Genomic DNA, 10,954 nt, shown 5'->3' with positions numbered 1-10,954 from the left:
TGCGGGACATCGGCCTGACCGCGGCCCCGGGGACGTGCACCGCCGTGCTCGGCCCTCCGGGGCGGGCAAGACGACGCTCGCCCGCTGCCTGGCCGGGCTCCTCCGCCCGGCCGCCGGGACGGTGAGGTGGGAGGAACCGGACGGGGCCCGGCAAGGACGCGCCGCCCCCGTGCAGCTGGTGGCGCAGGACGCCCACGGAGCGCTCAATCCGCGGGAGACGACCGAGCGCGCGCTGATCCGCCCGCTGACCGGGCTGCGCGGTCTCGCCCCGGGCCCGGCGGCCGCGGAGGCGCGCGCCCTGCTCGGCCGGGTCGGTCTCGGTCCCGGGGTGCGCTCCCGGCGGCCCGGCGCCCTCTCGGGCGGGGAGCGGCAGCGCCTCGCGCTCGCGCGAGCCCTCGCGGCGGGGCCGCGGCTGCTGGTCTGCGACGAAGTGACCTCCGCGCTCGACCCGGACACCGCGCGCGAGATCGTGGAGCTGCTGGACGAACTGCGGCGGGTGGACGGACTGACCCTCGTCCTCGTCACGCACGACCTCGCGGCCGCCGCGCGCTGCGCGGACCGGGTCGTCGTCCTGGCCGCCGGCGAGGTGGCGGAGTCGGGCCCCGCCCGGCACGTGCTGGAGCGGCCGGGTCACCCCGCCACGAGGGCGCTGCTGGAGCCGAGGCGCGCGGCGGGTCCCCGCGGCGGCCGGTCGGCGTAGGGCTCGCGGGGGCCGTGATCCCGCCGCGCGAACCACCGGCGCGTCCGCCCGCCGGGGGCTCGTAGCGTCCCGGCCCCGGGCGGGGACGGGCGACCGCGCGCCGCCCGCCCCCGCCCGCCTTCTCGCCCGTCTCCCGGCGGGTCTCAGCCGGGCACCCGTTCCGCCAGTGCCTTCTTGTCCACCTTGCCGACCGGTGTCAGGGGCAGGGCACGGAGGACGACGACCTGGTCGGGGACCTTGTAGGCCGCGAGGCCGCGTTCCTCGCGCAGGTAGCGGGCGAGTTCCTGGACGTCCGGGGCGGGGGCGGCCGGGCAGGTGAGGAAGGCGACGGCGCGTTCACCCCGGTGCGGGTCGTGGACGCCGACGAGCGCCGCCGCCTCGATGCCCGGGTGGGTGAGGAGGTGTTCCTCGACCTCCGTCGCCGCGATCTTCTCGCCGCCCCGGTTGATCTGGTCCTTGACCCGGCCCACCACGACGAGGTGCCCCGAGGGCAGGCGCCGGACGAGGTCCCCGGTGCGGTAGTGGCCCTCCGGAGTGAAGGCCCGCGCCTGGTGCGCGGCGGCGCGGTAGTAGCCGCGCGGTGTGTACGGGCCCCGGGTGAGGAGTTCACCCGGCTCCCCGTCGGGCATCGGGGCCCCGTCCGGGGCCACCACGAGGATCTCGTCGTCGGGCGCGAGCGGCCGGCCCTGCGTCGTGCGGATCAGTTCCTCCGGGTCGTCGAGGCGCGTGAGGTTGAGCAGGCCCTCGGCCATTCCGTACACCTGCTGGACGGTCACCCCGAGCGTGGGCCCGAGCTCCGCCGCGAGCGCGTCGGGCAGGCGGGCCCCGCCGACCTGGACGACGCGCAGCGAGCGCGTGGACCCGGGGTCCGCGCGGGCCTCCTCGATCCAGCGCGGGACGAGCGGCGGGCTGAGCGCGGTGAGGGTGACCCCCTCCCGGGCGATGAGCGCGAAGCCGGTCTGCGGGCTCGGGTCGGGGGCCAGCACGACGGTGCCACCCGCGAAGAGGGTGCCGAGCACGCCCGGGCAGGCGAGCGTGAAGTTGAAGGCGGCCGGGAGCACGGCGAGGTAGACGGAGTGCTCGTCCAGGCCGCACACCGCGGCGGCGGCGCGGGCGTTGTAAGCGTAGTCGTCGTGCGTGCGCGGGATGAGCTTCGGCAGTCCCGTGGTGCCGCCCGAGGACATCCGGACGGCGGTGTCCGAGGAACTCGGGACCGGGGAACCCGACGAGGGCCGCGACCTCTTCGAACTCGGCCTCGACTCGCTCGCGTTGATGCGGCTCGTGGGCGCCTGGCGCCGCGCGGGCAGCTCCGTGACCTTCCAGGACCTCGTGGACGAACCCGTCCTCACCGCCTGGTACGCGATCCTGCGCGAACGGGCCGGAGGCCCCGCGGCGCCCGCCGCCCCGCCGCCACCGGCGAGCGGTGCCGAGGACGACACGCCCTTCGCCCTCTCGGCCATGCAGCACGCGTACTGGATCGGACGCCAGGACGGGCAGCCGCTCGGCGGCGTCGCCCCGCACTTCGCCGTCGAACTCGACGGAAGCGGTCTCGATCCCGTCCGGCTGCGCACGGCGCTCGACCGCCTCGTGGACCGGCACGGGATGCTGCGGGCACGCGTCGGAGCCGACGGCCGGCAGCGGTACGGGAGCGGCCCCGCCCGCTTCGCGGTCCACGACCTGCGCGCGCTGCCCCGCGAGGAGGCGGAGGCGCGCCTCGCGGACCTGCGCGAGCGGCACACCCACGCGCGGGCCGACCCCGGGGCCGGGGAGATGTTCCGTGCCGCCCTGTGCGTGCTCCCCGAGGACCGCACCCGCCTCCAGATCGGCCTCGACATGATGGCCGGGGACGCCCTCAGCCTGCGCGTCCTCCTCGCCGACCTGCGCCACCTCTACGCCCACCCCGACGAACCGCTGCCCCCGCTCTCCCTGAGCTACCGCGACTACCTCGCCGCACGTGCCGCCGACCCCGGCACCGCCGGGAGGCGGGCGGCCGACCGCGCGTGGTGGCAGGAGCGCCTCGCCGCCCCGCCCCGGGCCCCCGCACCCCCGGCGACCGTCGCCCTGGACCGGCCCGTCGCCGCGAGCGACACCGCGCTCACCCACGTGCGGCGCCTGCACCACTGGCTGGACCCGGAGCAGAAGAAGACCTTCGCCGCGCGGGCCGGCCGCCGCGGGCTGACCCCGGCCGCCGCGCTCGCCACCGCCTTCGCCGAAGTCCTCGCCGCCTGGAGCGGCGAGCGCCGCTTCCTGCTCAACCTCCCGCTCTTCGACCGCGAACTCCTCGCCCCCGATGTCGCCGGACTCGTCGGGGACTTCAGCTCCTCCCTCCTGCTCGACGTGGACCTGACCGCACAGGCGTCGTTCCTCGCGCACGCCCGCCGGGTGCAGGACGGCATCCGGGCCGGCGTCGCGCACGGCGGGTACGGCGGCGTCGAGGTCCTGCGCGACCTGACACGCGCCGAGGGTTCACCCGTCCTCGCGCCCGTCGTCTACACGAGCGCCCTCGGACTCGGGGAGATCTTCACGCGCGAGGTCCAGGAGGAATTCGGGCGCCCGGTGTGGATCATCTCGCAGGGCCCGCAGGTCGTCCTCGACGCGCAGGTGACCGAACTGGACGGTGGACTGCTGCTCAACTGGGACGTACGGGACGGCGTCCTCGCCCGCGGCGTCCCCGACGCCGCCTTCGCCGCCTACCGCGCCCTGCTCACCTCGCTCACCGAGGACGAGAGCGCCTGGGAGCGGCCGGTCGGCCCGCTCGCCCCCGCCGCGCACCTCGCGGCACGCGAGGCGGCGACACCGGCCCGCGTCCCCGCCTCCGGCGCGCCGCTGCACGCCGCCTTCTTCCGGCACGCGGAAACCCACCCCGGGCGCCTCGCCGTCGTGCGCGAGGACGGGACGCGGCTGAGCTACGGCGAACTCGCGGACGCCGCCCGCCGGGTGACGGCCCTGCTGCGGCGGCACGGGGTCGTGGAGGGCGACACCGTGGCGATCACCCTGCCCAAGGGAGCCGCCCAGGTCGTGGCCGTGCTCGGCGTGCTCGCCGCCGGAGCCTGCTACGCGCCCGTGGGCATCGATCAGCCCGCCGCGCGGCGGCGACGCGTCCACGAGACCGCCGGGGCCCGTCTCGTCCTGACCGACCCGGAGCACGCGCCGCTGTGCCGGGCGGTGCCCGGCCTCACCGTCCTGACGCTCGACCTGGCCGCGGCCGAGCCCCCGGCAGACGGAATCGCCGCACCGGGCCCCTGAGCCCCGCCTACCTCCTGTTCACCTCCGGCTCGACCGGTGTCCCCAGGGGCGTCGAAATCCCGCACCGCGCCGTCGTCAACACGCTCGAAGCACTCGCCGAACGCTTCGCCATCGGCCCCGCGGACCGCACCCTCGCCCTCTCCGCGCTCGACTTCGACCTCGCCGCCTTCGACCTGTTCGCCCCCCTGTCGGCCGGTGGCGCGGTCGTGGTCGTCGGCGAGGAGCACCGCAAGGACACCCACCACTGGACCGCCCTCGTACGCGGCCACGGCGTCACCCTCCTCCAGTGCGTGCCCGCCGTCCTCGACCTCCTCCTCGCCGCCGGGGCCGACACCGGGCTCGGCAGCACCCCGCGGCTCGCGCTCCTCGGCGGCGACTGGATCGGGCTCGACCAGCCGGCCCGGTTGCGCGCCCTCGTGCCCGGCTGCCGTTTCGTGGCACTCGGCGGGATGACGGAGGCGGCCGTGCACTCGACCGTCTTCGAGGTCGGCGAGGTGCGCCCCGAGTGGGTCTCCGTGCCCTGGGGGACACCGCTGCGCAACACGCGCGCACGCGTCGTGGACCCCCACGGCCACGACTGTCCCGACCTCGTCCCCGGCGAACTGTGGATCGGCGGTTCCGGGCTCGCCACCGGCTACCGGGGCGACCCGGAACGCACCGCCGAACGGTTCGTGGAGCACGAGGGCGAGCGCTGGTACCGCACCGGGGACCGCGCGCGCTACCGGGCCGACGGGGTCCTGGAGTTCCTCGGGCCAGCCGACCACCAGGTGAAGATCGGCGGGCACCGCGTCGAACTCGGCGAGATCGAAGCGGCCCTGGAGGCGGACCCGCGGTGCTGCGCGCCGTCGCCGTCGTCGTGACGGAGCCCGCCCGCGCGCTCGCCGCGCTCGTCACGCCCGCACCAAACGGCGGCACCCCCGTACCGGAGGAAGTGCGCGAACGGGCCGCCGCACGGCTCCTCGGCCACATGGTGCCCCAGACCGTCCTCGTGCGGGAAGCCCTGCCGCTGACACCCAACGGCAAGCCGGACCGCGCCGCCGTCGCCCGTCTCCTCGCCGGGAGCGCCCGCGACCGGGGACCGGCGCGCGAGGCACCCGCGACCCCCGCCGAGGAGGCGGTGGCCGCCGCCTGGGCGGAACTCCTCGGCAGCGGGGCGATCGGCAGGGACGACAGCTTCTTCGCCCTCGGCGGCGACTCGCTCCTCGCCACCCGCGTCGTGGGACGCCTGTGCGCGGCCGGATTCGCCGACGCGGCCGTGGCCGTCCTCTTCGCCGCGCCCACGCTGCGGCACTTCGCCGCCCGCCTCGCCCCCCGCGCCGCCGCCGCGCCCCCCGCGCCGCCCGCCCCCGTCGCCGCGCGGGAACTCGCCCACGCGCCGTTCCCGCTCACCGACGTACAGGCCGCCTACCTCAGGGGCCGGGACTCCGGCTTCACCCTCGGCGGCGTCGGCACCTGGCACTACAGCGAGTTCGACGGACCCGACGTGGACCTCGACCGCCTCACCCGCGCCTGGAACCACCTCGTGCGCCGCCACGGAAAGCTCCGAGCCGTCGTCCACGAGGACGGCACCCAGCGCGTGCACGCCCAGGTGCCCGCACTGCGGCTCGTCGCCGCGCAGACGGACGCCGCCGGAGCCGCGGCCGCCCTCGCCGCGCTCCGTGCCCGCATGTCGCGACAGGTCCGCGACCCCGGCACCTGGCCGCTCTGGGACCTCGCCGCGCTCCGCTACCCCGGCGAGGACGGCCGCACCAGGACCCGCCTCGCGATCGGCCTCGACTACCTCGTGCTCGACGCGCTCTCCCTCACGACCCTCTACGCGGAGCTCAACACCCTCTACGACGACCCCGACGCGACCCTCCCACCCCTCTCGCTCACCTTCCGCGACCACCTGACGAGCCAGACCCCCGACCCCGCGACGGCCGGGCGGGCGCGCGAGCACTGGAGCGGCCGGCTCGCCGAACTGCCCCCGTCGCCCGCCCTCCCGCTCGCCACCGACCCCGCGCTCCTCACCACGCCGGTGTTCACCCGGCGCCGCCTGCGCCTCGACCCGGAGCGCTGGAGCACCGTCAAGGAACGCGCCACCCGGCACGGACTCACCCCGGCGACGGTCCTGCTCGCCGCGTACGGGGAGGTCCTGGCGGAGTGGAGCGGGGCCGAAGCGGTCGCGGTGACCCTCACGCTCTTCAACCGCCGCGAGGTGCACCCCGACGTCCACCGCGTCCTCGCGCTCTCGGCGCTCGACTTCGACCTCGCGGTGTACGACCTCTTCGGCCTCCTGTCGGCGGGCGGCTCGCTGCTCCTGCCGACGGAGGAGGACCGGCACGACCCCGGCGGCTGGCCGGACCTCGTACGCCGCTTCGGCGTCACGGTGTGGAACACCGTGCCCGCCCTGCTCGGGCTGCTCCTCGACGCCGACGAGCACGGCGGCGGCCCGCCCGGGGACCTCCTCGGCCTGCGCACGGCACTCGTCTCCGGCGACTGGATCGGCCTCGACCTGCCGGGACGCCTGCGCACGCGCACGGCGGGGGGCTGCCGCTTCGTCGCCATGGGCGGTGCCACCGAGGCCGCCGTCTGGTCCAACACGTACACCGTCACCGCGCCGCCGCCCGGCTGGCCCTCGATCTCCCACGGCAGGCCCCTGACCGGACAGGAGTACCGGGTCGTGGACGCGGCCGGACGCGACTGTCCGGACTGGGTCCCGGGCGAACTGTGGATCGGCGGCCTCGGACTCGCCGAGGGCTACCTCGGCGACCCGGAACTGACGGCACGCGCGTTCCCCGTGCGGGACGGACGGCGCTGGTACCGCACCGGGGACATCGGGCGGTTCAGGCCCGGCGGGCTCATCGAGTTCCTGGGCCGGCGCGACTCCCGGCTGAAGATCTCCGGACACCGCGTCGAGGCCGGCGAGGTCGAGACCGCGCTGGAGTCCCGCCCCGGCATCGCGCGGGCCGCGGTCGTCGGCGCCGGACCCCGCACGGCCCGCCGCCTGGTGGCCTTCGCCGTACGGGAGGAGAGCGGCGGGACACCCGCCGGCGAGACGGAGGCGGCCCTCGCCGAGCGGGTCCTCACCGGTCTGCGCGCCCGGCTCGCCGCGTACGCCGCGCCCCAGCGCCTCCCGCGGCCCCAGCGGCCTCCACTTCCTCGGGCGCGCTGCCGCTCCCCGCCCCAACGGCAAGGTGGACCGGGCCGCGCTGCTCGCCCTCGCCGAGGAGCACGAGCCGGCCCCCGGCCGGGAGAGCGCGCCACCGCGCCCCGGCGTCGAGACGCAACTCGCCGCGCTGTGGGAAACGTGCCTGCCCGGCACCGCGCGCGACCGGCACGCCGACTTCTTCGCGGCCGGCGGCGACAGCCTCACCGCCATGAGACTCGTCGCCGCCGTGAGCCGCCGCTTCGGCATCCCCTTCCCAGTGCGCCGCCTCCTCGCGGCCCCGGACCTCGCCGCCCTCGCGGCCGACATCACCACGAGCGTCGCCGCACGGGCGACCGACACCGAGAGCGGAGAGCTGTGAACATCACCGAACTGCTGGCCGAGTACGCGGCCGACGGCGTCGAACTCTGGGAGGAGGAAGGACGCCTGCGCTTCCGCGCGCCCGCGGCCTGCTGACCGGCGAGCGCAAAGAGCGGCTCCTCGCCCGCAAGGACGACATCCTCCGCCACCTCGCCGCCACCCCGCCGGCCATGCGCCCCGACCCCGCGGCACGGCACGAGCCCTTCCCGCTCACGCCGGTGCAGTCCGCCTACCTCCTCGGCCGGGCCGACGGCGTCCCCTACGGCGGCGTGACCTGCCAGGCGTACGTGGAACTCGACTACCCGGAGCTGGACGCCGAACGGGTCGCCCGCCTCTGGCGGGAGCTGACGGAGCGCCACGACATGCTCCGCGCGGTCGTCCACGAGGACGGTTACCAGCAGGTGCTCCCCGAGGCCCCCGCCCGCGCGATCCCCGTCGCCGAGGCGCCCGCGGGGAGTTCGAGGAGACGCGGGAAAAGCTCCTCAGCGTGGCCCCTCACCTGCGGTTCTCCTGAGCGCCGGGCCAGGTCAAGTTTTGGAAACGAAAGTCATTACGGGGCGGAGAGTAGGTCGTGGTGACATTCATTTTCATATAGCGTGACGACGTGACGAGCGGTGCCGTTCCCTCCCCGGGCGGCGCCGCTCGTCGGCCCCTCTTCCCGTATCCCGCTCTGGAGTTCCCGTGCGCATTCCCCGTTCCCGCCACCTCGCCGTCCTCATATCCGGCGCCTCCCTCCTCGCCGTCGCCGCCTGCGGCAGTTCCTCGGACGACGGCGGGTCCTCCGGCAAGGACGACGCCAAGCCCGCCGCCAAGACCGGGGGCGGCTCCTCCGCCCCCGTCACCGTCGCCGCGTCCACCAACGTCTACGGCGACATCGTCAAGAAGGTCGGCGGTGACCGGGTCGAGGTCACTTCCTTCATCTCCGACCCCGACCAGGACCCGCACTCCTACGAGGCCGACACCCGCAACCAGCTCGCGCTCTCCAAGGCCGCCCTCGTCGTCGAGAACGGCGGCGGCTACGACGACTTCATGGACCGGATGCTCAAGAGCGCGGGCAACTCCTCCGCCGAGGTGCTCAACGCCGTGAAGATCTCCGGCCGCACCGCGCCTCCCGGCGGCGAGCTCAACGAGCACGTCTGGTACGACCTCCCGGCCGTCGCCAAGATCGCCGACCGGATCGCCGAGGCGCTCGGCAAGGCCGCCCCCGACGACGCGGACACCTTCGACGCCAACGCCGAGAAGTTCGAGGCGGCCCTCAAGCCGCTGGAGGACAAGGAAGCGGCCATCAAGAAGGCCCACGGCGGCGAGGCCGTCGGCATCACCGAGCCCGTACCCCTCTACATGACCGAGGCCGCCGGGCTCGTCAACAAGACGCCCGAGGACTTCAGCGAGGCCATCGAGGAGGGCGACGACGTCTCCCCGAAGGTGCTCCGGGACACCCTCGCGCTCTACCAGGGCAAGAAGGTCGAGGCGCTCGTCTACAACTCCCAGACCTCCGGGCCGCAGACGGAGAAGGTCGCGGACGCGGCGAAGAGCGCCGGGGTGCCCGAGGTCCCCGTCACGGAGACCCTGCCGCAGGGCAAGGACTACCTCGCGTGGATGGGCGGGACCATCGACTCCCTCGCCGACGCGCTCGGCAAGTGAGCGGGACGGCCATGACCTCGAAACCCGGTGCCGCCGCCGCGGCGGGCACGGCCGGGGACGAACGGATCGCCGGGGCGGCCCACGGGCGCCCCGGCGGGGCCGCCGCGCTGCTCGACCTGCGCGGCGGCGCCGTCGCCCATGGCGGCCGCACGGTCTGGCGCGACCTCGATCTGCGCGTCGCCCCGAGCGAGTACCTCGCCGTGCTCGGCACCAACGGCGCGGGCAAGACGAGTCTGCTCCGGGCCCTGCTCGGCAGACAGCCGCTCTCGGCCGGGACCCTCACGGTCCTCGGCGAGCCGGCCCGTCGCGCCAACCGGCACATCGGCTACATCCCCCAGCAGGCGAGCCTGTCGTCCCAGACCCCGGTCCGCGCCCGCGACCTCGTCGGCTTCGGTGTCAGCGGCCACCGCTTCGGCCCGCGCCGCCCGCGCCGGGCCGAACGCGCACGCGTGGACGAACTCCTCGCCTCCGTCGGGGCCGCCGCCTACGCGGACGCCCCCCTCGGCGAACTCTCCGGCGGCGAGCGCCAGCGCGTACGGGTCGCCCAGGCCCTCGCCACCGACCCGCGCCTCCTGCTCTGCGACGAACCGCTCGTCTCGCTCGACCCGCACCACCAGCGCGCCGTCACCGAGCTCATCGACGCCCGCCGCCGCTCGCACGACACCGGCGTCGTCTTCGTCACGCACGAGATCAACCCCGTCCTCGACCTCGTGGACCGCGTCCTCTACCTCGCGCCCGGCGCGCACCGCACCGGCACGCCCGGTGACGTCCTCACCTCCGCCTCGCTCTCGCGCCTGTACGGCACGCACGTCGACGTCGTACGGGTCGGGGGCCGGGTCGTGGTCGCCGGCGCCTACGAGGAACCGGCCCACCACCCCGGGGAACCCGCACCGCACCATGGAGTTGCCCGATGAACCTCGCCGACGGCGTCTGGCACCAGCTCTTCGCCTACGACCACTACGGGGAACTCCTCGGCCTCGTCCGCAACTCGCTCATCGTCGGGGCCGCCCTCGGGCTCGTCGGCGGGCTCGTCGGCGTGTTCGTCGTCATGCGGGACCTGCCCTTCGCGGTGCACGGCATCAGCGAACTGTCCTTCGCCGGGGCCTCCGCCGCGCTGCTGCTCGGCGTCAACGTCGTCGCGGGCTCCCTGCTCGGCTCCCTCCTCGCGGCCGCGGGCATCGGCCTCCTCGGCGCGCGGGCCAGGCACCGCAACTCCGCGATCGGCATCCTCATGCCGTTCGGCCTCGGGCTCGGCGTCCTCTTCCTCGCGCTCTACAAGGGCCGGGCGGCCAACAAGTTCGGGCTCCTCACGGGGCAGATCGTCGCGGTGGACACCCCGCGGACGGCGTGGCTGCTCGGCACCTCGGCCGTCGTCCTGCTCGCCCTCGCGGTGGTCTGGCGACCCCTCACCTTCGCCAGCGCCGATCCCGAGGTCGCCGAGGCGCGCGGGCTGCCGGTCCGCTTCCTCTCTCTCGGCTTCATGCTGATCCTGGGGCTCGCGGTCGCCCTGTCGGTGCAGGTCGTGGGCGCCCTGCTGGTCCTGACGCTCATCGTCACCCCGGCCGCCGCCGCCACCCGCCTCACCAGTTCCCCCGTCCTGCTGCCGCTCCTGAGCGTCGCCTTCGCCGTCGTGTCCGTCGAGGGCGGCATCCTCCTCGCGCTCGGCAGCAGCGTCCCCATCAGCCCGTACGTCACGACGCTCTCCTTCGCGATCTACGTGTGCTGCCACCTCGGTGCCCGCCTGCGCACCGGCGCCAGGCGCCGCGCCGCACCCGCACCCCCGGCCGCCCCGGTGGCCGCCGGGCGGTAGGACGGGCCACCCAGACCCCCCGCGGGAACCGCAGGAAGCGCCCCGG

Annotated in this window: 6 protein-coding genes and 3 pseudogenes; 8 read left to right on the top strand and 1 reads right to left on the bottom strand. The window is 75.7% G+C overall.

Translation table 11 applies throughout. From position 1 onward, the window contains the following. Positions 1 to 700 (top strand): ATP-binding cassette domain-containing protein (locus SSBG_RS00985; RefSeq protein ID WP_324603483.1); only part of this gene is annotated, 700 nt, incomplete at its 5' end. Between the two features lie 143 nt (positions 701 to 843). Here the strand turns inward: SSBG_RS00985 and SSBG_RS00980 are convergent. Next, positions 844 to 1,917, bottom strand: a pseudogene (locus tag SSBG_RS00980) (AMP-binding protein); the annotation flags it as partial. Here SSBG_RS00980 and SSBG_RS35940 point away from each other — a divergent pair. The 7 genes and pseudogenes from SSBG_RS35940 to SSBG_RS00955 form a co-directional block, all read left to right on the top strand. Beyond that, positions 1,847 to 6,668, top strand: a pseudogene (locus SSBG_RS35940) (amino acid adenylation domain-containing protein); the annotation flags it as partial. The pseudogenes SSBG_RS00980 and SSBG_RS35940 sit on opposite strands and share 71 nt — an antisense overlap. 57 nt (positions 6,669 to 6,725) lie before the next feature. Beyond that, positions 6,726 to 7,049: pseudogene (locus SSBG_RS35935) on the top strand (AMP-binding enzyme); the annotation flags it as partial. A 256-nt stretch (positions 7,050 to 7,305) separates the two neighbouring features. Then, complete coding sequence (locus SSBG_RS35565) at positions 7,306 to 7,455, top strand: phosphopantetheine-binding protein (protein ID WP_234010704.1); 150 nt, start codon at positions 7,306 to 7,308, stop codon at positions 7,453 to 7,455. A gap of 169 nt (positions 7,456 to 7,624) precedes the next feature. Beyond that, positions 7,625 to 8,032, top strand: coding sequence for an enantio-pyochelin synthetase F (locus tag SSBG_RS00970; RefSeq protein WP_008744375.1), 408 nt, complete (start codon positions 7,625 to 7,627; stop codon positions 8,030 to 8,032). A gap of 103 nt (positions 8,033 to 8,135) precedes the next feature. Then, positions 8,136 to 9,098, top strand: coding sequence for a metal ABC transporter solute-binding protein, Zn/Mn family (locus SSBG_RS00965; protein WP_008744374.1), 963 nt, complete (start codon positions 8,136 to 8,138; stop codon positions 9,096 to 9,098). Positions 9,099 to 9,109: 11 nt separating this feature from the next. After that, the gene (locus SSBG_RS00960; protein WP_008744373.1) at positions 9,110 to 10,012 is read left to right on the top strand and encodes a metal ABC transporter ATP-binding protein; all 903 of its coding nucleotides are present in this window, start codon (positions 9,110 to 9,112) and stop codon (positions 10,010 to 10,012) included. Beyond that, positions 10,009 to 10,908, top strand: coding sequence for a metal ABC transporter permease (locus tag SSBG_RS00955; RefSeq protein ID WP_008744372.1), 900 nt, complete (start codon positions 10,009 to 10,011; stop codon positions 10,906 to 10,908). The genes SSBG_RS00960 and SSBG_RS00955 overlap by 4 nt, the downstream gene beginning before the upstream one ends. The last annotated feature ends 46 nt before the right edge of the window (positions 10,909 to 10,954 follow it).

This window comes from Streptomyces sp. SPB074 (assembly GCF_000154905.1).
GTDB lineage: Bacteria > Actinomycetota > Actinomycetes > Streptomycetales > Streptomycetaceae > Streptomyces.
The sequence above is the reverse complement of the archived record's forward strand: the minus strand, read 5'-3'. Positions and strand labels throughout refer to the sequence as shown.

Excerpts from the sequence above, each read along its gene's own strand:
- SSBG_RS00960 (WP_008744373.1), top strand. The coding sequence starts at position 9,110 with ATGACCTCGAAACCCGGTGCCGCCGCCGCGGCGGGCACGGCCGGGGAC.
- SSBG_RS00970 (WP_008744375.1), top strand. The coding sequence starts at position 7,625 with ATGCGCCCCGACCCCGCGGCACGGCACGAGCCCTTCCCGCTCACGCCG.
- SSBG_RS00955 (WP_008744372.1), top strand. The coding sequence starts at position 10,009 with ATGAACCTCGCCGACGGCGTCTGGCACCAGCTCTTCGCCTACGACCAC.
- SSBG_RS35565 (WP_234010704.1), top strand. The coding sequence starts at position 7,306 with ATGAGACTCGTCGCCGCCGTGAGCCGCCGCTTCGGCATCCCCTTCCCA.